Below are 26,292 nucleotides of genomic sequence, written 5' to 3'. Positions count from 1 at the left end.
TCGGTGACGCGCTGCGTGCCCGATGTCCCGTACGGCGGAACGCTTCCGCCGGCCTGGCACCCTCCCCGCCTACGCGGCTCCCGCCCCCTGCAGGGGCCCGTCGCTTCGCGGCCGGACGGGGGCCGGGGCGGAGCCGCCGGCCCCGGCGGGCCGGAGCCGGCCCCGGCCCGCCATCCGGCAGCCGAGGCAGCCGGGGTGGCCGTGGCGGGCCGCGGTGTCGCGAAGCCGCCAGTCCTGACGGCCCTTCGGGCGTGGCCCGGTGGGCTTGCCCCAGCCCGCCAGATGCAGGGCCCAGCAGGTCAGCGCCGCCAGCGCGACGACCGCGAGGCCGAGCCCGAGCAGCGCGGCGGACGTGGTGACGACGGCCGCCCCCAACAGCACACCGCCCGCCGCACCGATTGCCGTGCCGGTCCAGCCGGCCACGGTGTGGCCCAGGTCGTGGTCACCATGTGCGCTCACGTCGGCTCCTCGGAGTGTGATAGTCCAGCGACCGGGACTCGACCCGACCGATAGCTTACGAGCTAAGTAACTTAGATGCTAAGGGGATTTGCCGTGGACGGCAAGAAGCGCCCGGAGGCGACGGCCGACCAGGCGCTGCAGGCGATGGACCGGATGATCGCGCTCGCACAGTTCGGGCAGCACGACATCGCCGGGCGGCTCGGCCTCAACACCACCGACCTGACCTGCCTCGGCTTCGTGATGGAGGCCACCCTGGCCGGAGGCGCACTCACCGCCGGCGACCTCGCCGAACGGGCACGGCTGACCACCGGCGCGGTGACCGGAGTGATCAATCGCCTGGAGAAGGCCGGGTACGCCCGGCGCCGGGCGGTCGCGGGCGACAGGCGCCGGGTGCACGTGGTGATGGAGGAATCCGCCCAGGCGCGCGTCCTCGAGGTGTACGGCCCGTTCTACGCCCGCCTGGGCGAACTGTTCGCCGACTACGGGCCCGAGGAGATCGCCGTACTGTCCGACTGGTTCACCCGCGCGCGGTCGGCCATGCAGGAATCGCTCGACGAGATCAGGGCCGGGGCGGACGGGAGGGAGGCCTGACCGCCACCGCGCTCAGGACCCCACCGCGCTCAGGACCCACCACGGCCAGGAACCCCACCGCGACCAGGACCCCACCGCGGCCAGGACGCCGCCGCGGTCAGGACGCCGCCGCGTCGAAGGCACCGCGCGCGAGCCGGTGCAGCAGGGCCGCCGTCGCCTCGCGGCCCGGGAGCGCTTCGGGGCGGGCCAGGTGCGGGGTGGAGTTGAGCAGCCCGAAGACGGCGTGCACGGTGACCCGGGCCTCGTTCTCCGCGAGGGCCGGGTAGCGGGCGCGGACGACCTCGACCCAGACCTCGACGTACTGCCGCTGGAGCTGACGGACCCTCTTGCGGTCGGTGTCGCGCAGGCGGTCCAGCTCACGGTCGTGGAGGGTGATCAGGGGGCGGTCGTCCAGGGCGAAGTCGATGTGGCCCTCGATGAGGGCGTCCAGGAGGGCCTGGGGGGAACTGCCCGGCGAGTCGGCGTCCTCGGTGACGCGGAGCCGGCCGCCCGCGAGCAGCCGCTCGCTGATTCCGACCAGAAGCTCGGCGAGCATCGCGTCCTTGCCGGGGAAATGGCGGTAGAGGCCAGGGCCGCTGATGCCGACCGCCGCCCCTATCTCGTCGACCCCGACCCCGTGGAAGCCGCGCTCGGCGAAGAGGCGGGCGGCCTCCCGGAGGATCTGCTCCCGGCGGGTGGGAGCCGCGACACGGGAGACGGCACGGGCGGCGCTGCGGTCGGCGGCATTGGTGCTCATGGAGATTCATTCTAGACAGGCGGGTTAGCGCTCGTTAACCTGGACGCAATGTGTTAACGCTCATTAACGGCGCCCCTCGCGACGATGCCACAAGCGGAGGAGCGGGACATCCGAAGCCCGCGCTCCGTCGCGGGGGACACCGTGACTCATGCGGTACGGGCAAGGGGGCTCGACAGGATGCAGCAGGCACCGGTCCTGGTGAGCGCGGCCGATCCCGCCTCGGAGGCCTGGCAGGCCAACGAGGCGGCGCATCACGCGCTCGCCGAGGAGCTGCGCACGCGGCTCGCCACGGCACGGCTCGGCGGGGGTGAGAAGGCCCGCGCCCGGCACGTGGCGCGCGGCAAGCTGCTGCCCCGGGAGCGGGTGGACACGCTCCTCGACCCGGGCTCGCCCTTCCTGGAGCTGGCGCCCCTCGCCGCCGAGGGGCTGTACGGGGGCGCGGCACCGGCGGCCGGGGTGATCGCCGGGATCGGGCGGGTCAGCGGCCGCGAGTGCGTGATCGTCGCCAACGACGCGACCGTCAAGGGCGGCACGTACTACCCGATGACGGTGAAGAAGCACCTCCGCGCCCAGGAGGTGGCCCTGGAGAACCGGCTGCCGTGCCTGTACCTGGTGGATTCGGGGGGCGCCTTCCTCCCGATGCAGGACGAGGTCTTCCCCGACCGGGACCACTTCGGGCGCATCTTCTACAACCAGGCCCGGATGTCGGGGGCCGGGATCCCGCAGATCGCGGCCGTGCTCGGTTCCTGCACGGCGGGCGGGGCGTACGTACCTGCCATGAGCGACGAGGCGGTCATCGTCCGGAACCAGGGCACGATCTTCCTGGGCGGGCCGCCGCTCGTGAAGGCCGCCACCGGTGAGGTCGTGACGGCCGAGGAGCTGGGCGGCGGCGAGGTCCACTCCCGGACGTCCGGGGTCACCGACCACCTCGCCGAGGACGACGCGCACGCGCTGCGGATCGTGCGGAACATCGTCGCGACCCTCCCGGAGCGCGGGCCGCTCCCCTGGTCGGTCGAGCCCGCCGAGGAGCCGAAGGCCGATCCGGCCGGGCTGTACGGGGCGGTGCCCGTCGATTCGCGTACGCCCTACGACGTGCGGGAGGTCATCGCCCGGGTGGTCGACGGCTCGCGCTTCGCCGAGTTCAAGGCGGAGTACGGCCAGACGCTGATCACCGGCTTCGCCCGGATCCACGGGCATCCCGTCGGCATCGTCGCCAACAACGGCATCCTGTTCTCGGAGTCCGCCCAGAAGGGCGCCCACTTCATCGAGCTGTGCGACCAGCGCGGCATCCCCCTGGTCTTCCTGCAGAACATCTCCGGCTTCATGGTCGGCCGGGACTACGAGGCCGGAGGCATCGCCAAGCACGGCGCCAAGATGGTGACGGCCGTGGCGTGCACGAGGGTGCCGAAGCTGACGGTCGTGGTCGGCGGGTCCTACGGCGCCGGGAACTACTCCATGTGCGGCCGGGCGTACGGGCCGCGCTTCCTGTGGATGTGGCCGAACGCCAAGATCTCGGTCATGGGCGGTGAGCAGGCCGCCTCCGTGCTGGCCACCGTCAAGCGCGACCAGATCGAGGGCCGGGGCGAGGAGTGGCCCGCCGAGGAGGAAGAGGCCTTCAAGGACCCGGTCCGCGCGCAGTACGAACAGCAGGGCAACGCCTACTACGCCACCGCCCGGCTCTGGGACGACGGTGTGATCGACCCGGTGGAGACCCGGCAGGTGCTGGGGCTCGCCCTGACCGCCTGTGCCAACGCCCCCCTGGGCGAACCCAGCTTCGGCGTCTTCCGGATGTGATGTGAGGACTTCCATGTTCAGCACTGTTCTGGTCGCCAACCGTGGCGAGATCGCGGTCCGGGTCATCCGGACCCTCCGCGAGCTCGGCGTGCGGTCGGTCGCCGTCTTCAGCGACGCCGACGCGGACGCCCGGCACGTACGGGAGGCGGACACGGCGGTACGGATCGGGCCCGCCCCGGCCGCGGAGAGCTACCTCTCGGTGGACCGGCTGCTGGACGCCGCCCGCCGCACGGGCGCCGAGGCCGTGCACCCGGGATACGGCTTCCTCGCCGAGAACGCCGGCTTCGCCCAGGCGTGCGCGGAGGCGGGGCTGGTCTTCATCGGCCCGCCCGCCTCGGCGATCTCGCTGATGGGCGACAAGATCCGGGCCAAGGAGACCGTCGCGGCGGCCGGTGTCCCGGTGGTGCCCGGCTCCTCCGGGAGCGGCCTCACCGACGCCCAGCTCGCCGTGGCCGCCAGGGACATCGGGATGCCCGTCCTGCTGAAGCCGTCGGCGGGCGGTGGCGGCAAGGGCATGCGGCTGGTGCGCGAGGAGTCGTCGCTGGCGGACGAGATCGCGGCGGCCCGGCGCGAGGCGCGCGCCTCCTTCGGCGACGACACGCTCCTCGTCGAGCGGTGGATCGACCGGCCCCGCCACATCGAGATCCAGGTCCTGGCCGACGGCCACGGCAACGTGGTGCACCTCGGCGAGCGCGAGTGCTCGCTCCAGCGCCGCCACCAGAAGATCATCGAGGAGGCGCCCTCGGTCCTGCTCGACGAGGCGACGCGCGCGGCGATGGGCGAGGCGGCCGTCCAGGCCGCCCGTTCCTGCGGATACGTCGGTGCCGGCACGGTCGAGTTCATCGTCCCGGGCAACGACCCGTCCTCGTACTTCTTCATGGAGATGAACACCCGCCTCCAGGTCGAACACCCGGTCACCGAGCTGATCACGGGCCTCGACCTGGTCGAGTGGCAGCTCCGGGTCGCCTCCGGCGGACGCCTTCCCTTCGGCCAGGCGGACATCACGCTCACCGGGCACGCCGTCGAGGCGCGGGTGTGCGCGGAGGATCCTGCCCGCGGCTTCCTGCCGTCCGGCGGCACGGTGCTGGCCCTGCGCGAGCCGCAGGGCGGCGGGGTGCGGACGGACTCGGGGCTCAGCGAGGGCGTGCCGGTCGGCAGCACGTACGACCCGATGCTCTCGAAGGTCATCGCGTACGGCCCCGACCGGCCCACGGCGCTGCGCCGGCTCCGGGCGGCGCTGGCGGACACGGTGGTGCTGGGCGTGCCGACGAACGCCGGGTTCCTGCGGCGGCTGCTGGCCCATCCCGCGGTGGCCGCGGGCGAGCTGGACACGGGCCTGGTGGAGCGTGAGGCGGACGGCCTGGTGCCGGACGGCGTGCCCGCTGAGGTGTACGCGACGGCGGCGCTGCTGCGGCAGCCTTCCCCTGTGCCCGCCGCCGGCTGGGTCGACCCGTTCTCGGTTCCCAGCGGCTGGCGGCTGGGCGGCACGCCCGCGGAAACCTTCCACCACTTCCGTGTTCCGGGCCGTGACCCGGTGCGCGTGGGCCTGCGTACGGGCGCGGAGGGCACGGCCGCGCTGACCTTCGGCCACGCCGGGGACCGGGAGGAGCCGGCCGACACCTGCGGTCCGGTGCCGTCGCTTCCGGGGGCGGAGACGTCCCGGCTCGTCGAGGTGTCCGGGACGCGTGTGGTCGTCGAACTCGACGGCCTGACACACACGTTCAGCCGGGCGACGTCCCCGGACGGGGTCTGGCTCGGGCGGGACGGTGACACCTGGCACGTCCAGGACCACGACCCCGTGGAGGCGTCCCTCAGTGGCGCCGCGCGTTCGGGCGCGGACACGCTCGCCGCACCCATGCCCGGCACCGTCACGGTGGTGAAGGTGGCGGTCGGGGACGAGGTCGTGGCCGGGCAGAGCCTGCTGGTCGTCGAGGCGATGAAGATGGAGCACGTCATCTCCGCCCCGCACGCCGGGACGGTCACCGAGCTGGACGTCACCGCCGGTGCCACGGTCGCCATGGACCAGGTCCTGGCCGTGGTGGCCCCGAGGGAGGACTCGTGACCGACACCGGACTGCCCATGAGGGTGCCCGCGCCCGGGCTGCCGCCCCGGATCCGTATCCATGAGGTCGGCGCCCGCGACGGACTGCAGAACGAGAAGTCCGTCGTGCCGACCGGGGTGAAGGCGGAGTTCGTCCGCCGCCTCGCGGAGGCCGGGCTCTCCACGATCGAGGCGACCAGCTTCGTCCACCCGAAGTGGGTGCCCCAGCTGGCGGACGCGGAGCAGCTGTTCCCGATGCTCGGGGACGTCGCGGACGTCGGGGACGTGGCCCTGCCCGTCCTCGTGCCGAACGAGCGCGGCCTGGACCGGGCGCTCGCGCTCGGCGCCCGCGGGATCGCCGTGTTCGGCTCGGCGACCGAGACGTTCGCCGCCCGCAACCTCAACCGCACGGTGGACGAGTCGCTCGCGATGTTCGAACCGGTCGTGGCCCGTGCCAAGGACGCCGGGGTGCACGTGCGGGGCTATCTGTCGATGTGTTTCGGCGACCCGTGGGAGGGCGCCGTGCCCGTCGCACAGGTCGTCCGGGTCGCGAGGGCGCTGATGGGCCTCGGCTGCGACGAGCTCTCCCTCGGCGACACGATCGGCGTGGCCACCCCGGGCCATGTGACGGCGCTGCTGGCCGCGCTGAACGAGGCCGGGGTCCCCACCGGCACGATCGGGGTGCACTTCCACGACACGTACGGTCAGGCGCTCTCCAACACCCTGGCCGCACTCCAGCACGGCGTGACGACGGTGGACGCCTCGGCGGGCGGTCTCGGCGGCTGCCCGTACGCGAAGAGCGCGACCGGAAATCTCGCCACCGAGGACCTCGTGTGGATGCTCGACGGCCTCGGCGTCGAAACCGGGGTCGATCTCGGCACACTCACCGCCACGAGCGTGTGGATGGCCGAACAACTGGGCCGCCCGAGCCCGTCCCGTACCGTCCGCGCGCTGTCCCACAAGGAGTGAAGCACCCATGTCCCTTGACCACCGGCTGACCGCCGAGCACGAGGAACTGCGCCGCACCGTCGAGGAGTTCGCACACGATGTGATCGCTCCGAAGATCGGCGACTTCTACGAACGCCACGAGTTCCCGTACGAGATCGTGCGGGAGATGGGGCGGATGGGCCTGTTCGGCCTGCCCTTCCCGGAGGAGTACGGCGGCATGGGCGGGGACTACCTCGCCCTCGGGATCGCCCTGGAGGAGCTGGCCCGGGTGGACTCGTCCGTGGCGATCACGCTGGAGGCCGGGGTCTCGCTCGGCGCCATGCCGGTATACCGCTTCGGGACCGAGGAGCAGAAGCAGCGCTGGCTGCCGAAGCTCTGCTCGGGCGAGGCGCTCGGCGCGTTCGGGCTGACGGAGCCGGACGGCGGTTCGGACGCGGGCGGCACACGGACGACGGCCGTGCTGGACGAGGCCACCGGTGAGTGGGTGATCAACGGCTCGAAGTGCTTCATCACCAACTCCGGCACGGACATCACGGAGCTGGTGACGGTGACGGCGGTCACCGGCCGCAAGGAGAACGGCACCCCGCGCATCTCCGCGATCATCGTCCCGTCCGGCACTCCCGGCTTCACGGTCGCCGCCCCCTATTCCAAGGTGGGGTGGAACGCCTCGGACACCCGTGAGCTGTCCTTCTCCGACGTCCGCGTCCCTGCGGCGAATCTGCTGGGCGAGGAAGGACGCGGGTACGCGCAGTTCCTGCGGATCCTGGACGAGGGCCGGATCGCCATCTCGGCGCTGTCGACGGGCCTGGCCCAGGGCTGTGTGGACGAGTCGCTGAAGTACGCGAAGGAACGGCACGCCTTCGGGAAGCCGATCGGCGCCAACCAGGCGATCCAGTTCAAGATCGCGGACATGGAGACCCGGGCGCACATGGCCCGGATCGGCTGGCGCGACGCGGCGTCGCGGCTGGTGGCGGGCGAGCCGTTCAAGAAGGAGGCGGCGATCGCGAAGCTCTACTCGTCGACGGTGGCGGTGGACAACGCCCGTGAGGCGACGCAGATCCACGGCGGGTACGGCTTCATGAACGAGTACCCGGTGGCCCGCATGTGGCGCGACTCCAAGATCCTGGAGATCGGCGAGGGTACGAGCGAGGTCCAGCGGATGCTGATCGCCCGGGAGCTGGGCATGGACGCCTGACGCCCAGGCGACGCGATATATATACTCGACCTCGGCGTATATATCACTGGCCCCAGGAGGTCCACCATGACGAAGACCCTCGTGGATGTGGACGACCAGATGCTGGCGTTCGCCCAACAGCAGCTCGGCACCTCGACCAAGCGGGAGACGATCAACCGGGCGCTGACGATAGCTGCCGCGGTCAGTGCGGACGACCGGACCCGGGCCCTGCGGTGGCTGCAGGACAACGCGGACCAGTTCCTGGACTTCGGCGTCCTCGAAGAGCGGGAGCAGTCAGGGCTGTGAGCTATCTCGCCGACACGTCGGTCGTCTGGCGTCTGCTCCGGCGCCAGGTAGGAGAGCCCTGGCCGATGCGCGTCGCCCAGGGGCTCGTGTCACTCTGCCCGCCCGTGGAGTCCGAGCTCATGCCGGCCCTCCGGGCGGACCGGGACCATGAACCGTTCTTCACCATGCTCGGTCAGACCTTCGGATGGGTGCCCGCACTCGAAGACCCCTGGCCGAGGATCATCGGAGTGCAGCGGGAACTCATGAGGATCGGCCACCACCGAGGGCCCTCGCCCATCGATATCCTCATCGCCCTCACAGCCCGGCAGCACCGGCTCACCGTGCTGCACGTGGACGATGACTTCGCCGCGATCGCGAAGGTGTGCCCGGACATCGACATGCTGCACCTCCAGCCGGTCACCGGCTGAGCCCGGACGCGCGCGCAGGCCGCCTCCCTGGTCACGGGAAGGCGGCTTTCCCTTTGCCCCGGTAACGGAACGGCTGCTCCCCCTTGCCCTCCCCGTCCACGGTATGTGAGGTTAGGCTAGCCTTCCCTCGAATCGCAGCGGGCGCCTCAGGCGCGTACGAAAGCAGACACACTCATGCCCAACCTCCGGACCAGCTCCCTCTCCCGCCGCGGCCTGCTGGCCGCCGGTGGCGCCGTCGGTCTCGGTGCCGTCCTCGCAGCCTGCGGCGACGGCGACGAGAAGGGCTCCGCCTCGGGTTCGGGTGCGGAGAAATCCGGCCCCTGGTCCTTCAAGGACGACCGCGGGCAGACGGCGAAGGCCGATTCCGCGCCGAAGAACATCGTCGCGTTCATCGGTGTCGCCGCCGCGCTCCACGACTACGGCGTCGAGGTGAAGGGCGTCTTCGGTCCGACGAAGACCTCCGACGGCAAGGCCGACGTACAGGCCGGCGACCTCGACATCAGCAAGGTCGAGGTGCTCGGCAACGTCTGGGGCGAGTTCAACGTCGAGAAGTACGCCGGCCTCGCACCCGAACTCCTCGTCACCGCCATGTGGGAGAAGGACGCCCTCTGGTACGTGCCGGACCAGTCCAAGGACAAGATCCTCAAGCTGGCCCCGAGCGTCGCCCTGTGGGCCGCGCAGACCACGGTCCCGAAGGCGATCCAGCGCCACGAGGACCTCGCCGCCTCCCTCGGCGCCGACGTCAAGTCCAAGAAGGTCACCGACGCCAAGGCCGCCTTCGAGAAGGCCGCGGCACGGCTGCGCGCCGCGGCCAAGTCCCAGCCGAACATCAAGGTCCTGGTCGGCTCGGCCAGTCAGGACCTGTTCTACGTCTCGCTCGCCAAGACGTCCGCCGACACCCTGTACTTCCAGGAGCTCGGCGTGCAGTTCGTCGAGCCGAAGGTCAACGCGGCCGGCTTCTTCGAGGAGCTGAGCTGGGAGAACGTCGACAAGTACGGCGCCGACATCATCATGATGGACAACCGCTCCTCGGCCCTGCAGCCCGACGCCCTGACCTCCAAGCCGACCTGGGCCGGGCTGCCCGCGGTGAAGGCCGGCCAGGTCATCCCGCGTACGACGGAGCCCATCTACTCCTACGACAAGTGCGCACCGATCCTCGACGCCCTCGCCGAGGCCATCGAGAAGGCCAAGAAGGTCAGCTGACCCTCCGGCCCGGCCGGGAGTGGCTCCCGGCCGGGCCCCGCCGTTCCGGTTCCTGGGAGGACCCCCGCATGACGACCGCGACCGCACCCGCCATCGCCCCTTTCCGGTTCTTCGAGCTGACGGTCCTGCGGACCGGCCGGCTGAGCCCCTCGATGCGGAGAATCACTCTCGGCGGACCGGGAAGCGAGGGCTTCGTCGCGGGGGGCCGGGACCAGAGCCTCTCGCTCTTCCTTCCGCATCCGGGCCAGACCGAAGCCGTGGTCCCGGTCGACGGGAACGGTGAGTGGTTCCCGGCCTGGCGCGCTCTGTCCCCCGATGTCAGAGCGGTCATGCGGTCGTACACCGTGCGCGCCCAGCGGTACGCCGCGGACGGCTCGACCGAGATCGACATCGACTTCGCACTGCACGAGCACGGCGGGCCGGCCTGCCGCTGGGCGGAGGCCGCCGTACCGGGGCAGCGGCTCCTGGTGCTGGGTCCCACCGGCGAGGACAACAACGGGGTCCGCTTCCAGCCGCCGCAGGACACCGGCTGGGTGCTGATCTGCGCCGACGAGACGGCGCTGCCCGCAGCCTCGGCGGCCCTGGAGTGGCTGCCGGCCGGGACGAAGGCCAGGGTGTGGCTGGAGGTCGCGCACCCCCAGGACCGGCTGGAGATCCGCACCGAGGCCGACGCGCACATCACCTGGCTCGTACGGGACGAGGGCGCCCCCTCGGCCGTGGACGCCGTACGCGCCGCCGACCTGCCCGGGGGCACTCCCTACGCCTGGATAGCCGGCGAGGCGTCAAGGGTGCGCGGGGTGCGCCGCCACCTCGTCCAGGAGCGGGAGTTCGACCGCGGGCGCGTCACCTTCGTCGGCTACTGGCGGCGCGGACTGAGCGAGGAACAGCTGAGGGAGGAAGCGGCGCGCGTGCCCGCGTAGCGCACCTGCGCGTCCGGTGGGGTTCCGGTGACCGGTCCCGGCCGTGTCGCCCCGTCCCGCACCGGACGCCCCCGGCCCGTCCGGACATCAGCGACGACGGCTTGCCAGCCAGGTGATCAGCGCCGCGAGGCCGACGAGAACGGCGACAGCACCCGCGACGTTGTACACGAACGCGTGGAGCACTCCCGGATGCAGCTTGCGGGGGTCGTCGCCCAGCGCCCGCCGGGCCCTGCGCCGGGGCCAGACCGTGAGAGCGCGCAGAAGCCACACCCGGGGGCCTCGAGCCGGCGGACGGGCGGCGAAGACGGTACGTCCCACCTGAACGGCCTTGCGCCAGGGCTGTTTCGCCCCTCCTCCCGGTGTGGCCGGCGACAGGGTGCTGTCCACGACGCGGATCACCGCGCCGGTCAGGTCACGCATCAGCTGCTTGCCGCTCGCGGTCTCCGCCTGCTCCCGCAGCAGGTCGGTGTCACACCTCTCCGCCTGGGCGAGGTGTTCCTTCAGCCATGCGAGCGCCTGCTCCTCGCCTGCGGGAGTCCCGTCCCCGTCGACGGCCCTCGGGGCCTCCTCCTTCAGGATGGCGCGGTGCAGCCGCCGCTCGAACTCCGGGCGGCTCCCGTCGGGGAGCGCGAAGAGCGAGAGGAGGTGGTGGGCGGCGTCCAGACGGCCCCAGACGAAGTCGGACTCGCGCCACTTCGGATCGATGAAGGCTCCGAAGTGCCCGAGTCGCAGGCCGTAGAGCTTCTTGTCCCCGAGACGCGCGAGACCGGGATCCTCGACCAGCGGGCTCATACTGCTGGGGCTGAGTCTCAGGAAGGCGAACTCCGGTGGCAGGGGCGCCAGAAGCCGTGCCGGAGACGCGTACACCCGTGTCACGACTTCGATGGCCAGGCAACGGGTGATGACGTCGTCCGCCGTCCAGCCGGCGCCCAGGCCGGCCCGCTCGACTGCCTCCACGTACGCGCCGCTCGCCTCCAGGACGAGCCGCAACAGCACGTCCGGCAGATCGAGATCCACGTACATCCTGTCCATCAAGGACGCCAGGGTGTCGATGTCAACAGGGCCGCTGCTCGCGCCTGCCTTGGTCTGCAGATCGGCATCGGCGCTCTCGATGGCGGCGAGCACCCTCCCGAGGGCGTCGGTGATGCGCCGGTCGCCTTCGACGAGGGCCCTCTGCGCGGCCTGAACGCCCGTCGGCCGGGCGGGAGCCTCGTGGTCGGCCAGATGGCGCAGGTGCACACTCAGGCACTGGAGCAGGCGCTCCGCAGCCGCGAGCCCCCACCGCCAGGTGCTCCAGACACCGGTCAGCTCGTCCGGTCTCCAGCGCGGGACCCAGGCGAGATCGTCCTGCTGGAGCAGAAGCCGGGCGCAGTCCTCGATCCCTCCGTCATCGCCATCGGCGTCGGCGAAGGTCACTTCGGCCGTGCCGTCGGCAAGCCTCCTCCGGGCGTCCAGCACGATGGCGTAGGCACGGTTGCGGCGGTACTCGCCCAGCAGGTCCTGCGCGGCCTCGATCAGGTGGTTCGCCAGCCCGGGGGGCAGCGGCGCGTCGCCGGCTTCGGTGGCCTCGTGCCACATCCGCGCGAGAAGGTCGCTGGGCATGTCCCGGGACCGGCCGTGCAGTCTGGCCTGCATCTCGTCCACCGACGACCGCAGGTTCGCCTCGCTCGGGTACTGGAGCGCGCTCCACGCCGGCTCGTAGATGGGGATGTTCGGGATGTCGTGCGAGCCGGCCCGGTCGCCTTTGCCTTTCTGTGCGCGCACGCCCGCCGACGGCACGACGTAGACCAGCACACGACGGACGGGGCTGAACGCGACCCCCCGCCCCGTGATGGCGGCCAGGACCGGCTCGAACGGTGCGTTGTTGAGGACTCCTCCGTCCATGACGCAGCTGGAGTCCGATTCCGACCAGGGGCGGCGGCGCTGCTGGAGGGCCAGCAGCGGTTTGTCGTCCACCGGAGGGAAGGCGGCCGGAAAGCTGGCGGAGGCCCTGGCGGCCAGCACCAGCCGCTCGGTGAAGTCCGTGCCGAAGTCCTTCTGCTTCTTCGTCTCGAAGCCCCACCCGTCACGGGTGTTGACGTACGTCCATCGCTCTCCGTGCCGGAACCGGTAGAGGCGGCGGTGATCCTGGACCTCGAACGGGTTGGAGAAGCTGTCCTTGAAGGCGAAGCCCGACCCGCCCAGCGCGGTGGCGGTCATGAGCAGTTCCACCGGGTTGCTCGCGCGGCTCCCGGACTCGTCGATGAGCTCGACGGCCTTCGCCACCTCGTGGGTGAAGGTCTCTCCGTTGAGGATGCTCGACGCGGTCGCGTCCTTGAGTAGACCGGCGAGTGAGGCCGACCTCTCCCACACGGCACGGAGCGAGGGAAGGGCACGCCCTCGGGCGATCGCCGTCGCCAGCAGCACTCCGTTGAGACCGCCGGCCGATGTCCCCGACACGACGTCGATGACCACGCGCTCGCCGGCCGCGGCCAGCACCTCGCTCCAGATCTGCTCGACCTCGCCGGGGCGGGCCGGTTCGCCTGCCGGAGGGTGGGCGGAGGCGTTGCGCAGGAGGTCGATCTCATGCGCGACACCGCCCATCCAGACGGCCAGGCTCACCCCGCCGTTCATGACCAGCGCGAGGCGGACCTCGCGGGGTGCTGCTGCCTGCTCGACGCCGTGCACACCGGAACTCGGTACTCCCATGGTGGGGCATCCTGCACTTCGTCAGGACGGCGGAGGGGCGTACGCGCTGACAGCTCCGCCGAACGGTCTACGTCGTCCGGCCGTGGGGGCGGCAAGGAGCAGTGGCACGCGCGCCGGTGGACGGGGCAGGGCACAGAGCCGGCACGGCGCGTGACCCGTGTGACGCCCCCGCACCCCTTGTGGGGTTCTTGTGACGGATCCCCCCGGGGGGTGAGGGGCACGAATATTGTTAAGTTAGGCTTGCCTAACCTAACTGTCGCGCCCTCGTCCCCCCTTCTCCGTCCGGAGGGCCGCGATGACGTCCCTACCCGGGAGGCCCCCCCCCACATGCGTTCCCACCTGCTCAATCACACGACGGCGGAGGACTACCGCCGCTCCGTCACCGCGGGAGTCGAACGGGTCGCAGCCAAGCTCGCCTCCACCGAGCGGCCTTTCACCGGCATGGGCGCCGACGGCCTCGCGCCCGTCGTCGACGCCATCGACCTCGACCGGCCGCTCGGCGACACCGCTGCCGCCCTGGACGAACTCGGCGAGATCTACCTCCGCGACGCCGTGTACTTCCACCACCCCCGCTACCTCGCCCACCTCAACTGCCCCGTGGTCATCCCCGCGGTGGTCGGCGAAGCCGTGCTCTCCGCCGTCAACTCCTCCCTGGACACCTGGGACCAGAGCGCGGGCGGCACACTGATCGAGCGCCGGCTGATCGACTGGACGGCCGCCCGCATCGGCCTCGGCCCCGCGGCGGACGGCGTCTTCACGAGCGGCGGCACCCAGTCCAACCTTCAGGCGCTGCTCCTGGCCCGCGAGGAGGCCAAACTCCGCCCGGAGGAGTTCACCAGGCTGCGGATCCTCACCTCCGAGTGCAGCCACTTCAGCGTCCAGAAGTCGGCCAAACTCCTCGGTCTGGGACCTGACTCCGTCGTGTCCGTGCCCGTCGACCGCGAGAAGCGCATGCAGACCGTCGCGCTCGCCGCGGCACTCGAACGCTGCCTCGCCGAGGGCGCCGTGCCGATGGCGATCGTCGCCACCGCGGGAACCACGGACTTCGGCTCCATCGACCCGCTGCCCGAGATCGCCGCGCTCTGCGACCGGTACGCCGCCTGGATGCACGTCGACGCCGCCTACGGCTGCGGGCTGCTCGCCTCACCCACCCGCCGCGGACTCGTCGACGGCATCGAACGCGCCGACTCGGTCACCGTCGACTACCACAAGTCATTCTTCCAGCCGGTGAGCTCGTCCGCCGTACTGGTCCGCGACCGGGCCACGCTGCGCCACGCGACGTACCACGCGGAATACCTCAACCCCGAGCGGACCGTCGAGGAGCGCATCCCCAACCAGGTGGACAAGTCCCTGCAGACCACCCGCAGGTTCGACGCGCTCAAGCTGTGGATGACCTTGCGCACCATGGGCGCGGACGGCGTCGGCGAGCTGTTCGACGAGGTGTGCGACCTGGCCGCCGAGGGCTGGCGGCTGCTGGCCGCCGACCCGCGCTACGACGTCGTCGTGGAGCCGCAGCTGTCCACCCTGGTGTTCCGTTACGTCCCGGCCCACGTCAGGACGCCCGCCGACATCGACCGGGCCAACCTCCACGCCCGCAAGGCCCTCTTCGCCTCGGGGGAGGCCGTGGTCGCGGGTACGAAGGTCGGCAACAGCCAGTACCTGAAGTTCACCCTGCTCAACCCTGGAACGACCGCGGCCGACATCGCCGCCGTCCTCGATCTGATAGCCGGCCACGCCGAGCAGTACCTGGGAGAGTCCCTTGACCGCGCTTCCTGAGCCCCTTGCCGCTCCGTACGACTTCATCGGGATCGGGCTCGGTCCGTTCAACCTCGGACTCGCCTGCCTGACCGAGCCCGTCGAGGAGCTGAACGGGGTGTTCCTGGAGTCCAAGCCGGACTTCGAATGGCACTCGGGGATGTTCCTCGAAGGCGCCCATCTCCAGACGCCGTTCATGTCGGACCTGGTGACCATGGCCGACCCGACCTCCCCGTACTCCTTCCTGAACTACCTGAAGGAGCGGGGCCGGCTCTACTCGTTCTACATCCGGGAGAACTTCTACCCGCTGCGCACCGAGTACAACGACTACTGCCGGTGGGCAGCGGCCAAGCTGAGCAGTATCCATTTCAACCAAACCGTACAGTCGGTTACGTACGACGAGGGCGACGGCCTGTACACCGTCCGCACCGCCGGCAGCGCCTTCCGCGCACGTCACCTCGTCCTGGGAACCGGCACCCCGCCGCACATCCCGGAGGCCTGCCGGGGCCTGGGCGGTGACCTCCTGCACAACTCCCGCTACCTGCAGGAGAAGGCCATGCTGCAGGCCAAGAGGTCCATCACCCTGGTGGGCAGCGGGCAGAGCGCGGCGGAGATCTACTACGACCTGCTCTCCGAGATCGACGTGTACGGCTACCGCCTGAACTGGGTGACGCGCTCCCCCCGCTTCTTCCCGCTGGAATACACCAAGCTGACGCTCGAGATGACCTCGCCGGAATACGTGGACTACTTCCACGCCCTGCCCGAGGACACCCGCTACCGGCTGGAGTCCGGCCAGAAGGGCCTCTTCAAGGGCATCGACGGCGAGCTGATCGACTCGATCTTCGACCTGCTCTACCGGAAGAACCTGCCGGGCCCCGTCCCCACCCGCCTCCTCACCAACTCCTCGCTGAACAGCGCGCGGTACGAGGAATCGACGGGGACGTACACACTGGGCCTGCGCCAGGAGGAGCAGGGCAGGGACTACGAGCTCGACACCGAGGGCCTGATCCTCGCCACCGGCTACCGGTACGCCGCCCCGGCCTTCCTGGAGCCCGTCACCGACCGCATCCGGCACGACGCCCGGGGCCGGTTCGACGTGGCCCGCAACTACAGCATCGACACGACCGGGCGGGGGATCTTCCTCCAGAACGCCGGGGTGCACACCCACTCGATCACCTCGCCCGACCTGGGCATGGGTGCCTACCGCAACGCGTACATCATCGGCGAACTGCTCGGCCGTGAGTACTACCCGGTCGAGAAGTCCGTCGCCTTCCAGGAGTTCGCCGTATGACCAGCACGAAACCCCTCGGGACGTTCACCGTCCGCCCCATGGACCCCTCCCCCGCCCGGGCAGGCCGGAGGTCCGACGCCGAACTGGTCCACGAGTGGGTCACCCACCCCAGGTCGGCCTACTGGATGATGGGTGACGCCCGGCTGGAGGACGTCGAGCGGGAGTACAAGGCGATTGCCGCCCACCCGCACCACGACGCCTTCATCGGGCTGCACGACGGGCACCCCGCCTTCCTGATGGAGCGCTACGACCCCACCGAGGTCGAGCTCAAGGGCCTGTACGAGGCGGAGCCCGGCGACGTCGGGATGCACTTCCTGGTCGCCCCGCCCGAGACCCCCGTGCACGGCTTCACCCGGGCCGTGATCACCGCCGTCATGGAGACGCTGTTCGCCGACCCGCGGGTGCGCCGGGTCGTCGTCGAACCGGACGTCAGCAACACCGCGGTGCACGACCTGAACAAGGCCGTCGGCTTCGAGGTGATCCGCGAGATCACCAAGCCGGAGAAGCAAGCCCTGCTCAGCACCTGCACCCGCGAGCAGTTCGAGGCCGCGACCACTGGAGCCGACCGATGACCACCCACCCCGCCACCGCCGCAGCCGTCCGACACCTGACCCCGGAGCGCTGGGCCGTCGCCAACCGGCTGCTGATCCGCAAGGCACTGGCCGAGTTCTCCCACGAGCGGCTGCTGGCCCCCACCCCGCTCGACGACGACGGCGGCTACAGCGTGCGCAGCGACGACGGGACGGTCGAGTACCGCTTCGCCGCCCGCCGCTTCGCCCTGGACCACTGGCAGGTCGACGCCGCGTCGATCACACGCCACCGGCACGGTTCGGAGCTCCCGCCGGACGCGCTGGAATTCTTCGTCGAGCTGCGCTCCACACTGGGCCTGTCGGCGGAGGTCCTTCCCGTCTACCTGGAGGAGATCTCCTCCACGCTGGCTGGAACCGCGTACAAACTGACCAAGGAACCGACCACCTCCGCACAGCTCGCCGTGGCCGGTTTCCAGGCCATCGAGACCGGCATGACCGAGGGCCACCCCTGTTTTGTCGCCAACAACGGCCGGCTCGGCTTCGGGGTCGGCGAATACCGCGCCTACGCGCCCGAGGCGGCGACCGGAATCCGGCTGGTCTGGCTGGCCGCCCGGCGTGATCGCGCCACCTTCACGGCGGGCGCCGGACTGGACTACCCGTCGCTGATCGCCGGCGAGCTCGGCGAGGAGACCCTCGGAAGGTTCGCCGCGACGATGAAGGAGCTCGGGCTGGACCTCGACGACTACCTGCTGATCCCGGTGCACCCCTGGCAGTGGTGGAACAAGCTCGCCGTCACCTTCGCCGGCGAGGTGGCGCAGCGGCACCTGGTCTGCCTGGGCGAGGGTGAGGACGCCTATCTCGCCCAGCAGTCGATCCGCACCTTCTTCAACACCGACCATCCCGGGAAGCACTACGTCAAGACGGCGCTGTCCGTGCTGAACATGGGCTTCATGCGAGGGCTCTCCGCCGCCTACATGGAGGCGACCCCCGCGATCAACGACTGGCTGGCCGGTCTGATCGAGCGCGACGACCTGCTGCGCGGGGCCGGCTTCTCGATCATCCGGGAGCGGGCCGCCATCGGCTACCGCCACCAGGCCTACGAGGCGGCGACCGCCAAGGGGTCCCCGTACCTGAAGATGCTCGCCGCACTGTGGCGCGAGAGCCCGGTCCCGGCCCTGTCCGGGGGCGAGCGGCTCGCCACGATGGCCTCGCTCATCCACACCGACGACGAGGGCCGCTCCGTGGCGGGCGCGCTGATCGCCGAGTCGGGACTGGACCCGGCCGACTGGCTGCGGCGCTACCTGGACGCCTATCTGGTGCCGGTGCTGCACAGCTTCTACGCCTACGACCTGGTGTTCATGCCGCACGGCGAGAACGTGATCCTGGTGATCGAGGACGGCGTCGTGCGCCGGACGGTGTTCAAGGACATCGCCGAGGAGATCGCGGTCATGGACCCCGACGCGGTGCTGCCGCCCCAGGTCGAGCGAATCCGTGCCGACGTCCCCGAGGACATGAAACTGCTGTCGGTGCTCACCGATGTCTTCGACTGCTTCCTCCGCTTCCTGGGGGCGGACCTGGCCACGGAGGGGGTTCTCGACGAGGAGACCTTCTGGCGGACGGTCGCCGCCTGCGTCAGGGGCTACCAGGACTCGGTGCCGTACCTCGCGGACAAGTTCGAGCGGTACGACATGTTCACGGAGGAGTTCGCGCTGTCCTGCCTGAACCGACTGCAGCTGCGGAACAACCAGCAGATGGTCGACCTGGAGGACCCGGCTGGCGCCCTCCAGCTCACCGGGACGCTGCGGAACCCGATCGCGGAGTACTGAGCCCGGCATCCGGCTCCGTTCCAGTGGGGCGGGGCCGGATGAGAACCTTAAGCGACATCTCTGACATAACCACCCCACCGGATGAGATCTCTGCCCGATTCCGGGCAGATTTCTTGCGTAGCGACACCGATCCACGCAATATCGACGAGTGCTCGAACGCCGCCAGACGCATGACGACCTCATCGACCACCTCGTACGCTCCACCGCGCTCCAGCGCGGCGAGGCCGCCAGGGTGATCCTCGACGTGCTGGCGTACTTCGACGAGACGACCGAGGACTTCGTCCGGCGCCGCCACCGCGAACTGCAGGCCGGCGGCCTGGTGAACACGGAGATCTTCGAGCGGATCGCGGCCGAGCTGCCGCACCGCGCGGTGGCGCCGCAGGAGCTCTCGCTCCGCCAGCTGCGCCGCATCGTCTACGGCTGAGCAGTGCGGGCGGCGGCCCGGGCACCGGACTTTTGTACGTCGATGGAGGGGCAGAGATATGTGCGGAATCGTCGGTTACATCGGGAAGCGTGACGTGGCCCCGCTGCTGCTGGAAGGCCTGCAGCGGCTGGAGTACCGGGGATACGACTCCGCGGGCATCGTGATCACGGGCAAGGCCCCGGCGGGCAAGCCCGGAACCCTGAAGATGGTCAAGGCCAAGGGCCGGGTCCGCGAGCTGGAGGCCCGCGTACCCAAGCGCTTCGCCGGCACCACCGGCATCGCCCACACCCGCTGGGCCACCCACGGCGCCCCGAGCGACGAGAACGCGCACCCGCACCTGGACGCGGAGGGCGAGGTCGCCGTCGTCCACAACGGCATCATCGACAACGCCTCCGAGATCCGCGCCAAGCTCGTCGCCGACGGTGTCGTCTTCCTCTCCGAGACCGACACCGAGGTGCTGGTCCACCTGATCTCGCGCTCCCAGGCGGTCACGCTGGAGGAGAAGGTCCGCGAGGCCCTGAAGTCCGTCGAGGGCACGTACGGCATCGCCGTCCTGCACGCCGGCTTCAACGACCGCATCGTCGTCGCCCGCAACGGCTCCCCGGTCGTGCTCGGCATCGGCGAGAAGGAGATGTTCGTCGCCTCCGACGTGGCGGCCCTGGTCGCGCACACCCGCCAGATCGTCACCCTCGACGACGGCGAGATGGCCACCCTCAAGGCCGACGACTTCCGTACGTACACCACGGAGGGCTCGACCACGACGGCCACGCCGACCACCGTGGAGTGGGAGGCCGAGTCGTACGACATGGGCGGCCACGACACGTACATGCACAAGGAGATCTCCGAGCAGGCCGACGCCGTGGACCGCGTGCTGCGCGGCCGCATCGACGACCGCTTCTCCACCGTGCACCTGGGCGGCCTGAACCTGGACGCCCGCGAGGCCCGCGGGGTCCGCCGGATCAAGATCCTGGGCTGTGGCACCTCGTACCACGCGGGCATGATCGGCGCGGGCCTCATCGAGGAGCTGGCCCGCATCCCCGCGGACGCGGAGCCCGCGTCCGAGTTCCGCTACCGCAACCCGGTCGTGGACCCCGACACCCTGTACGTCGCCGTCTCCCAGTCGGGTGAGACCTACGACGTGCTGGCCGCGGTCCAGGAGCTCAAGCGCAAGGGCGCCCGTGTCCTCGGCGTCGTGAACGTCGTCGGCTCCGCGATCGCCCGTGAGGCGGACGGCGGCATGTACGTCCACGCCGGCCCCGAGGTCTGCGTCGTCTCCACCAAGTGCTTCACCAACACCGTGGTCGCGTTCGCTCTGCTCGCCCTGCACCTGGGCCGCATCCGCGACCTGTCGGTCTCCGACGGCAAGCGGATCATCGAGGGGCTGCGCAAGCTGCCCGAGCAGATCGGTCAGATCCTCGAGTCGGAGGACGAGATCAAGAAGCTGGCCGAGGTGTACGCGGGCGCGCAGTCGATGATGTTCATCGGCCGCGTCCGGGGCTACCCGGTCGCACTGGAGGCCTCCCTGAAGCTCAAGGAGATCTCGTACATCCACGCCGAGGCCTATCCCGCCTCGGAGCTCAAGCACGGCCCTCTCGCGCTCATCGAGCCGGCGCTCCCCACCGTCGCGATCGTCCCGGACGACGACCTGCTCGAGAAGAACCGCGCCGCCCTGGAGGAGATCAAGGCCCGCAGCGGACGCATCCTCGCCGTCGCCCACCGCGAGCAGGAGAAGGCCGACCACACGATCGTCGTACCGAAGAACGAGAACGAGCTGGACCCGATCCTGATGGGCATCCCGCTGCAGCTGCTCGCCTACCACACGGCTCTGGCCATGGGCCGTGACATCGACAAGCCGCGCAACCTGGCGAAGTCGGTCACCGTCGAGTAGCCCCTCCGCCCCTTCGCGGACAGACACACGCAAAGGCTCCTGACATCCCGTCAGGAGCCTTTCGCCGTTCAGGGGATGACGATGACCGGGCGCTGGGCGCGGCGTGCGAGGCGGCCCGCCACGGATCCGAAGATCCGGCCCACGATGCCGTGGGTCGAACCGACGACGATCGCGTCGGCCGAGTACTCCCGGCCGACCTCCTCCAGCTCGTGGCAGATGTCCCCGCCGCGCTCCACGAGCACCCAGGGCACCTCGGCGAGATAGTCGGCGCACGCCAGCTCCAGGCCCAGGACCTCGGTGCGGTGGTCCGGCACGTCGACGAAGACGGGCGGCTCACAGCCCGCCCAGACCGTGGTCGGCAGCCGGTTGGCCACATGGACGATGATCAGCCCGGAGCTGTGCCGGCTCGCCATGCCGATGGCGTACGCGAGGGCGCGCTCGCTGGACATGGAGCCGTCGAATCCGACCACGACGCCATGCCGGAAGGCGGGATCGCAGGAAGGGCGTGGCTCTTCGACCGTCCGCGGCTCCGACCCGGGGTCGGCTACCTGCTTGCGGTCTGCGGGTTCGGGCATTTCGTGACCGGCCATCGGTGTCTCGGCGAAGAGAGTCCTCGTGAGGAGGGAGCGGCTGTGGAGGTGTGCCTGCGAGCGGTGAAGCTGTGTCCGGGAAACGTCTTCCCAACCCCCTACCCCCAAGGGTACGGCGCCACTCCTCCACTGCCCAGCCCTCGCACGACGCATGCGGCAATGGAGGGAGCATGCCGGAGACTGCCCCGTATGGCAATGCCGGTTGCGTCGTACATCCAGCTGGTGGACCCTCTGACGGGTCCCGGTCACGCTCGCCGGCCGGACCTCGCGACGCCCCGGGGAGGGCTGCCGAATGCGCCATCCGGTCTTCCTTTCCGGACCGTCACGCCCCGCCATCGCGTGACTGCGCATCGTTGACGCCCCGGTCCGGGCGGCTTCGAACCGCCTCGGAGGCGCACGGAAGCCCCCGACGGCAGGAGGCGTACGCCGGTCGCATGACTGGAATACGCGCACGCAACCATCGGTTTTCAGCCAACTTCGCCTACCCCTCCATTTCTTGGCATCACGGCCGCCCAACCCACGTGCCACCAGGCAGGAATAGACCGCGCGGTACGCTTTGACCCTATGGGGACGGGCCATGATCGCCACGCGCACTTCCCTGCGGGGCTCACGAGTGAAACGCTTCGTGATCGAACGCTTCGCGCCAAGTTGCCTTGTCGACATAGTGCCGGTGGGGGAACGTGTCACGTCGTGACCACGGGACGCAGTAGATTCGATCTTGAATCTCGAGGACTGGGGACGCGTGCGAGACCGAGGGGAAACGTGCAGGAGCGACAGGCCCGTAGGGACCAGAAAGACGCGAACACCGAGGGGGGCTTAGCGTCATGAGCCAGGACTCCGCCACCGCAACGGAGGCCGCACGGAAACTGACCGGGCGGCGACGCCGAGAAGTCGTAGCCGTGCTGCTGTTCAGTGGCGGCCCTATCTTCGAGAGCTCCATTCCGCTCTCAGTTTTCGGAATCGACCGGCAGGACGCGGGCGTTCCCCGCTACCGCCTGCTGGTATGCGGTGGCGAGGAAGGGCCGCTGCGCACGACCGGCGGGCTCGAACTCAGCGCGCCGTACGGCCTGGAGGCGATCAGCAGGGCAGGCACCGTCGTGGTGCCCGCCTGGCGTTCCATCACCTCCCCGCCGCCCGCAGAGGCCCTGGACGCGCTGCGCCGCGCCCATGAGGAGGGTGCCCGCATCGTCGGGCTCTGCACGGGGGCCTTCGTCCTCGCCGCGGCCGGCCTGCTGGACGGCCGCCCGGCCACCACGCACTGGATGTACGCGCCGACGCTGGCCAAGCGCTATCCGTCGGTGCACGTCGATCCGCGTGAGCTGTTCGTCGACGACGGCGATGTGCTCACCTCGGCCGGGACGGCGGCCGGAATCGATCTGTGCCTCCACATAGTCCGTACCGACCACGGCACCGAGGCGGCCGGGGCCCTGGCCCGCCGGCTGGTCGTACCGCCGCGGCGCAGCGGCGGCCAGGAGCGCTACCTCGACAGGTCTTTACCTGAGGAGATCGGCTCCGACCCGCTCGCCGAGGTCGTGGCCTGGGCCCTGGAGCACCTCCACGAACAGTTCGACGTGGAGACGCTGGCCGCGCGCGCCTACATGAGCCGACGGACCTTCGACCGCAGGTTCCGTTCGCTCACGGGCAGCGCACCTCTCCAGTGGCTCATCACCCAGCGCGTGCTGCAGGCGCAGCGTCTGCTCGAGACCTCCGACTACTCGGTCGACGAGGTCGCGGGCCGGTGCGGCTTCCGCTCGCCGGTCGCGCTGCGCGGGCACTTCCGCCGCCAGCTGGGCTCCTCGCCCGCCGCGTACCGGGCCGCCTACCGTGCCCGCCGTCCGCAGGGCGGGGCGCTGGAGAGCGTCGGCGCGGTGCTCGAGACGTCCGTACCCACCCAGGGCACGGCGTCGGGCCGGAGGACCGCCGCGGCGTCCTCACCCGGCCCTTCCCCGGTCACCGCGGCCGCCACTCCCGGCGGCCCCGTGGACCGCTTCGGACCGGGTCCCGAGGCGTACGCTCCGGGCCGCCCGGCCCTGCCGGGGCAGCGCAGCGCCCCGTAGGGTGGGGCCCATGAACGACCGTATGGTGTGGATCGACTGCGAGATGACCGGGCTCTCGCTGACGGACGACGCACTCGTCGAGGTGGCAGCGCTGGTCACCGACTCGGAACTGAACGTGCTCGGTGAAGGGGTGGACATCGTGATCCGCCCTCCGGACGCGGCCCTGGAGACCATGCCCGAGGTGGTGCGGCAGATGCACACCGCCTCGGGCCTCCTCGACGAGCTGGCCGGGGGCACGACCCTGGCCGATGCCGAGGAGCGGGTCATGGCGTACATCCGCGAGCACGTGAAGGAGCCGGGCAAGGCCCCGCTGTGCGGAAACTCGGTCGGCACCGACCGGGGCTTCCTCGCGCGTGACATGCCGTCGCTGGAGGGCTACCTCCACTACCGGATCGTCGATGTGTCCTCGGTCAAGGAGCTGGCGCGCCGCTGGTACCCGAGGGCGTACTTCAACAGTCCGGACAAGAACGGCAACCACCGGGCACTGGCCGACATCCGCGACTCCATCACGGAGCTGCGCTACTACCGGGACGCGGTCTTCGTGCCGCAGCCCGGCCCGGACTCGGCCCGCGCCAAGGAGATCGCGGCGCGCCACACGCCGCCCGCCGGACAGTAGGCGCACAACCGCTGGTCACGGGCCCTCCGGGGCCCGTGCACCCCTCCTGATGAATGCGGGCGCGAGCACCCGCTCGGACCCTGTACACTTTTTCTCGGCCGGTCAGAAAAAGACCGGGCGACATGGTGGGTATAGCTCAGCTGGCAGAGCACCTGGTTGTGGTCCAGGATGTCGCGGGTTCAAGTCCCGTTACTCACCCTCAATGATCAAGGCCCGACCTGCGAGAACAGGTCGGGCCTTCTTCGTGCCCCGAAGCCTTTGCCCTCCCCGAAGCCTTCGCCCTCCGAGGCGCCGACGGCGGACGGTCACCGCGGGACGTGATCCCGCACACCTTTTCGCCCGGTTCCGGGTACTCGCCGATGCCCGCCCTGTCACGGCGCGGCGCCGGCCGGCACCGGCCGGCACCCCAGATCGGGACGGGTCTCACGGAGGCCGGGGACCTCCGGTTCCTCGCTCATCGCGTCATCCCGTCGGCCAGCTCGACCGCCTTGGAGGCGTTCACCCGGCCGAAGCCGTAGTCGTCGTTGTGGCCGGCCGCGTCGTACCGGACGTCCGGTCCTCCGATCTTGTCCGCCGACCCGTGCATCACCTCACGCAGCTGGTCGCGGGTGAGGTCGCGGTTCACCGCCAGTGCCAGGGCCGCGCACCCGGCCGCGCAGGGAGCGGCGAAGCTGGTGCCGGTGCTGACTCCGTAGCCACCCCCGGACGTCGTGCTGAGGACATCGACCCCGGGCGCGATCAGCTCGACCTCAGGACCGCGTGCCGCATGGTCCTCCCGGTCCTGATTGTTCGACCGCACCACGGCGATCACATCCGCGTGGGAGACGACCTCGTCCTTGAGGATGTCGACGTTCCTCCCGTTGCTCGCCGCCCAGAAGACCGGCAGCCCCCTGCCCTGGCGTCCCTTCGTGGCGGCGAACTCGAGAGCGAGGTCGAGCGTGCTCGTCAGGTCCCAGTCCGCGCCGTTCGGGCCCAGGCTGCTGACCAGGATGTCCGCCCCGCCGCCGGAGTCGGCCCCGGGAACCTCCGTCGAGGGATCGGCCGCGTAACCCACGGCGCGGGCCAGCGTCGTCTGCGTACCCACCTGGTCTCCCAGGCACGCCAGCAGCATCAGGACGCACTCGGGCGCCGCTCCCGTACCGCCCGCACCGTTGTCGTGGCGGGCGCCGACCATGCCGGCGCAGAAGGTCCCGTGGTCGCTGTCGGGCATGTCCGAGACGCTCTGGGTGAAGTCGGTGCCGTGCGGGCCGTCGGTGAAGAAGCCCGTCAGCGGGTCCAGACCGGCGACCAGGTCCGGATGGCCCGCGTCGAAGCCGTTGTCGATGACGGCGACCCGGATCCCCTTTCCGAAGGTGCGGTCCCAGGCCGTCTCGACATGGACGTCGGCGTCCGCCACGCCACCGCCTGTGCCGGCGTTCCTCCACTGCCACTGCTCGGAGTAGCGGATGCCGGTGGGCCGGAACCGGGCGGGGACGTGCTCGACGAAGGACGGCTCGGCGAAGACGAAACGCCGGTTGTCGTGAAGCTCCACCGAGGCCATGAGGGAGTCCCGCCCCGCCGGGGCGCGCACCTCGTACAGGTTCTTCGCGAAGCCGAGCTTGTTGAGGACCGTCAGCCTGGCCGTCTCCAGCTCCCGCTCGGCCTCCTCCTCCGAGAGCGCCGGATCCAGCCGGACGGTCAGGGCGTCGGTCGCGATGCCGATCCTTCCGTTGGGCCGCCTGACGATGGTGCCGGTCGCCTCCGTCCCGGGGATCTCCTCGCCCGCGGTGAACGCCTCGCGGGTCTGCGGAGTCGGCCTGACGAGCAACCAGTTGGCGCGGGCGAAGGCGTCCGAGGTCTCCTCGTCGACGCCTGCCTCACGCATCGCGTCGGTGGCGCTGCTGCCCAGCTCCGCACCGATGCCGGCGCCGCCGGGGGCCTGGCTCTCCACCTTGACGGCGACGACGCCGCTGATCTCCTCCGCCTCGACGAGACGGCCGCGTTGGTAGTACTGGCGCGTCATGTCACTCGCCTCTCATGTCTGTCTGCGGGAAATCCCGGCGTCAACAC

General features: G+C 70.6%; 22 protein-coding genes and 1 tRNA gene. 18 read left to right on the top strand and 5 right to left on the bottom strand.

The genetic code is table 11. The annotated features are described in order from the left end of the window. Positions 1 to 69: 69 nt before the first annotated feature. Positions 70 to 459: a hypothetical protein gene (locus OO67_RS10510; RefSeq protein ID WP_033299160.1), complete on the bottom strand. Its 390-nt coding sequence runs from the start codon at positions 457 to 459 to the stop codon at positions 70 to 72. A 93-nt stretch (positions 460 to 552) separates the two neighbouring features. Here OO67_RS10510 and OO67_RS10505 point away from each other — a divergent pair, with 93 nt between their 5' ends. Then, positions 553 to 1,050: a MarR family winged helix-turn-helix transcriptional regulator gene (locus OO67_RS10505; RefSeq protein WP_033299159.1), complete on the top strand. Its 498-nt coding sequence runs from the start codon at positions 553 to 555 to the stop codon at positions 1,048 to 1,050. A gap of 97 nt (positions 1,051 to 1,147) precedes the next feature. On the opposite strand, the gene OO67_RS10500 is transcribed toward OO67_RS10505, so the two are convergent. After that, a complete protein-coding gene (locus OO67_RS10500; protein WP_033299157.1) occupies positions 1,148 to 1,786 on the bottom strand; it encodes an SACE_7040 family transcriptional regulator in 639 nt (212 codons plus the stop codon). Between the two features lie 177 nt (positions 1,787 to 1,963). On the opposite strand from OO67_RS10500, the gene OO67_RS10495 reads away from it, so the two are divergent. The 8 genes from OO67_RS10495 to OO67_RS10460 all read left to right on the top strand — a co-directional run bounded on the left by OO67_RS10495 (position 1,964) and on the right by OO67_RS10460 (position 10,578). Further along, complete coding sequence (locus OO67_RS10495; RefSeq protein ID WP_033299156.1) at positions 1,964 to 3,580, top strand: carboxyl transferase domain-containing protein; 1,617 nt, start codon at positions 1,964 to 1,966, stop codon at positions 3,578 to 3,580. Positions 3,581 to 3,593: 13 nt separating this feature from the next. After that, positions 3,594 to 5,642: an acetyl-CoA carboxylase biotin carboxylase subunit gene (locus tag OO67_RS10490; protein WP_033299155.1), complete on the top strand. Its 2,049-nt coding sequence runs from the start codon at positions 3,594 to 3,596 to the stop codon at positions 5,640 to 5,642. A 17-nt stretch (positions 5,643 to 5,659) separates the two neighbouring features. Next, a complete protein-coding gene (locus OO67_RS10485) occupies positions 5,660 to 6,589 on the top strand; it encodes a hydroxymethylglutaryl-CoA lyase (protein ID WP_051709279.1) in 930 nt (309 codons plus the stop codon). 7 nt (positions 6,590 to 6,596) lie between these two features. After that, entirely contained in the window at positions 6,597 to 7,763 is a 1,167-nt protein-coding gene (locus OO67_RS10480; protein WP_033299151.1) for an acyl-CoA dehydrogenase family protein, read from the top strand. A 66-nt stretch (positions 7,764 to 7,829) separates the two neighbouring features. Next, a complete protein-coding gene (locus tag OO67_RS10475) occupies positions 7,830 to 8,048 on the top strand; it encodes a type II toxin-antitoxin system VapB family antitoxin (RefSeq protein ID WP_033299149.1) in 219 nt (72 codons plus the stop codon). Then, positions 8,045 to 8,455, top strand: coding sequence for a PIN domain-containing protein (locus OO67_RS10470; RefSeq protein WP_033299147.1), 411 nt, complete (start codon positions 8,045 to 8,047; stop codon positions 8,453 to 8,455). Before OO67_RS10475 ends, OO67_RS10470 begins: the two co-directional genes overlap by 4 nt. 174 nt (positions 8,456 to 8,629) lie before the next feature. Then, a complete protein-coding gene (locus tag OO67_RS10465) occupies positions 8,630 to 9,658 on the top strand; it encodes an ABC transporter substrate-binding protein (protein WP_033299145.1) in 1,029 nt (342 codons plus the stop codon). Between the two features lie 68 nt (positions 9,659 to 9,726). After that, complete coding sequence (locus OO67_RS10460; protein ID WP_033299144.1) at positions 9,727 to 10,578, top strand: siderophore-interacting protein; 852 nt, start codon at positions 9,727 to 9,729, stop codon at positions 10,576 to 10,578. Positions 10,579 to 10,665: 87 nt separating this feature from the next. Here the strand turns inward: OO67_RS10460 and OO67_RS10455 are convergent, their stop codons facing one another. Next, positions 10,666 to 13,266 (bottom strand): DUF3376 domain-containing protein, encoded by a 2,601-nt coding sequence (locus tag OO67_RS10455; RefSeq protein ID WP_078597813.1) that lies wholly within the window; start codon positions 13,264 to 13,266, stop codon positions 10,666 to 10,668. 327 nt (positions 13,267 to 13,593) lie between these two features. Between OO67_RS10455 and OO67_RS10450 the strand changes: the two genes are divergently transcribed. The 6 genes from OO67_RS10450 to glmS all read left to right on the top strand — a co-directional run bounded on the left by OO67_RS10450 (position 13,594) and on the right by glmS (position 20,980). Continuing rightward, positions 13,594 to 15,042, top strand: a complete 1,449-nt coding sequence (locus OO67_RS10450) for a pyridoxal phosphate-dependent decarboxylase family protein (RefSeq protein ID WP_033299141.1) — start codon at positions 13,594 to 13,596, stop codon at positions 15,040 to 15,042. Beyond that, positions 15,026 to 16,312, top strand: a complete 1,287-nt coding sequence (locus OO67_RS10445) for a lysine N(6)-hydroxylase/L-ornithine N(5)-oxygenase family protein (RefSeq protein ID WP_033299140.1) — start codon at positions 15,026 to 15,028, stop codon at positions 16,310 to 16,312. The genes OO67_RS10450 and OO67_RS10445 overlap by 17 nt, the downstream gene beginning before the upstream one ends. After that, a complete protein-coding gene (locus tag OO67_RS10440) occupies positions 16,309 to 16,884 on the top strand; it encodes a GNAT family N-acetyltransferase (RefSeq protein WP_033299139.1) in 576 nt (191 codons plus the stop codon). The genes OO67_RS10445 and OO67_RS10440 overlap by 4 nt, the downstream gene beginning before the upstream one ends. Continuing rightward, entirely contained in the window at positions 16,881 to 18,668 is a 1,788-nt protein-coding gene (locus OO67_RS10435) for an IucA/IucC family protein (protein ID WP_033299137.1), read from the top strand. The genes OO67_RS10440 and OO67_RS10435 overlap by 4 nt, the downstream gene beginning before the upstream one ends. A gap of 148 nt (positions 18,669 to 18,816) precedes the next feature. Next, on the top strand, positions 18,817 to 19,092 hold the full coding sequence (locus OO67_RS10430) for a hypothetical protein (RefSeq protein ID WP_031092215.1): 276 nt from the start codon (positions 18,817 to 18,819) through the stop codon (positions 19,090 to 19,092). A gap of 58 nt (positions 19,093 to 19,150) precedes the next feature. Next, on the top strand, positions 19,151 to 20,980 hold the full coding sequence (gene glmS / locus OO67_RS10425) for a glutamine--fructose-6-phosphate transaminase (isomerizing) (protein ID WP_033299134.1): 1,830 nt from the start codon (positions 19,151 to 19,153) through the stop codon (positions 20,978 to 20,980). 68 nt (positions 20,981 to 21,048) lie between these two features. Here the strand turns inward: glmS and OO67_RS10420 are convergent, their stop codons facing one another. Next, positions 21,049 to 21,570, bottom strand: a complete 522-nt coding sequence (locus OO67_RS10420; RefSeq protein WP_033299132.1) for a universal stress protein — start codon at positions 21,568 to 21,570, stop codon at positions 21,049 to 21,051. Positions 21,571 to 22,394: 824 nt separating this feature from the next. Here OO67_RS10420 and OO67_RS10415 point away from each other — a divergent pair. The 3 genes from OO67_RS10415 to OO67_RS10405 all read left to right on the top strand — a co-directional run bounded on the left by OO67_RS10415 (position 22,395) and on the right by OO67_RS10405 (position 24,441). Next, positions 22,395 to 23,627 carry a helix-turn-helix domain-containing protein gene (locus OO67_RS10415; protein ID WP_033299130.1) on the top strand — a complete coding sequence of 411 codons (1,233 nt, stop codon included), beginning with the start codon at positions 22,395 to 22,397 and terminating at the stop codon, positions 23,625 to 23,627. 10 nt (positions 23,628 to 23,637) lie between these two features. Beyond that, entirely contained in the window at positions 23,638 to 24,243 is a 606-nt protein-coding gene (gene orn, locus OO67_RS10410; RefSeq protein WP_033299129.1) for an oligoribonuclease, read from the top strand. 125 nt (positions 24,244 to 24,368) lie between these two features. After that, positions 24,369 to 24,441, top strand: a tRNA-His gene (locus OO67_RS10405). A 256-nt stretch (positions 24,442 to 24,697) separates the two neighbouring features. On the opposite strand, the gene OO67_RS10400 is transcribed toward OO67_RS10405, so the two are convergent. Then, positions 24,698 to 26,245, bottom strand: a complete 1,548-nt coding sequence (locus OO67_RS10400) for a S8 family serine peptidase (protein WP_033299127.1) — start codon at positions 26,243 to 26,245, stop codon at positions 24,698 to 24,700. Positions 26,246 to 26,292: the final 47 nt, after the last annotated feature.

Source organism: Streptomyces atroolivaceus, from assembly GCF_000717025.1.
Taxonomy (GTDB): domain Bacteria; phylum Actinomycetota; class Actinomycetes; order Streptomycetales; family Streptomycetaceae; genus Streptomyces; species Streptomyces atroolivaceus.
Note: the sequence above shows the minus strand (reverse complement) of the source record. Positions and strands in the feature narration are given on the sequence as shown.

Bases quoted from the DNA above. Each gene is read 5' to 3' on its own strand.
- OO67_RS10500 (WP_033299157.1), bottom strand. From the start codon at position 1,786: ATGAGCACCAATGCCGCCGACCGCAGCGCCGCCCGTGCCGTCTCCCGT.
- OO67_RS10495 (WP_033299156.1), top strand. From the start codon at position 1,964: ATGCAGCAGGCACCGGTCCTGGTGAGCGCGGCCGATCCCGCCTCGGAG.
- OO67_RS10490 (WP_033299155.1), top strand. From the start codon at position 3,594: ATGTTCAGCACTGTTCTGGTCGCCAACCGTGGCGAGATCGCGGTCCGG.
- OO67_RS10485 (WP_051709279.1), top strand. From the start codon at position 5,660: ATGAGGGTGCCCGCGCCCGGGCTGCCGCCCCGGATCCGTATCCATGAG.
- OO67_RS10480 (WP_033299151.1), top strand. From the start codon at position 6,597: ATGTCCCTTGACCACCGGCTGACCGCCGAGCACGAGGAACTGCGCCGC.
- OO67_RS10475 (WP_033299149.1), top strand. From the start codon at position 7,830: ATGACGAAGACCCTCGTGGATGTGGACGACCAGATGCTGGCGTTCGCC.
- OO67_RS10465 (WP_033299145.1), top strand. From the start codon at position 8,630: ATGCCCAACCTCCGGACCAGCTCCCTCTCCCGCCGCGGCCTGCTGGCC.
- OO67_RS10460 (WP_033299144.1), top strand. From the start codon at position 9,727: ATGACGACCGCGACCGCACCCGCCATCGCCCCTTTCCGGTTCTTCGAG.
- OO67_RS10455 (WP_078597813.1), bottom strand. From the start codon at position 13,266: ATGGGAGTACCGAGTTCCGGTGTGCACGGCGTCGAGCAGGCAGCAGCA.
- OO67_RS10450 (WP_033299141.1), top strand. From the start codon at position 13,594: ATGCGTTCCCACCTGCTCAATCACACGACGGCGGAGGACTACCGCCGC.
- OO67_RS10440 (WP_033299139.1), top strand. From the start codon at position 16,309: ATGACCAGCACGAAACCCCTCGGGACGTTCACCGTCCGCCCCATGGAC.
- OO67_RS10435 (WP_033299137.1), top strand. From the start codon at position 16,881: ATGACCACCCACCCCGCCACCGCCGCAGCCGTCCGACACCTGACCCCG.
- glmS (WP_033299134.1), top strand. From the start codon at position 19,151: ATGTGCGGAATCGTCGGTTACATCGGGAAGCGTGACGTGGCCCCGCTG.
- OO67_RS10420 (WP_033299132.1), bottom strand. From the start codon at position 21,570: ATGGCCGGTCACGAAATGCCCGAACCCGCAGACCGCAAGCAGGTAGCC.
- OO67_RS10415 (WP_033299130.1), top strand. From the start codon at position 22,395: ATGAGCCAGGACTCCGCCACCGCAACGGAGGCCGCACGGAAACTGACC.
- orn (WP_033299129.1), top strand. From the start codon at position 23,638: ATGAACGACCGTATGGTGTGGATCGACTGCGAGATGACCGGGCTCTCG.
- OO67_RS10400 (WP_033299127.1), bottom strand. From the start codon at position 26,245: ATGACGCGCCAGTACTACCAACGCGGCCGTCTCGTCGAGGCGGAGGAG.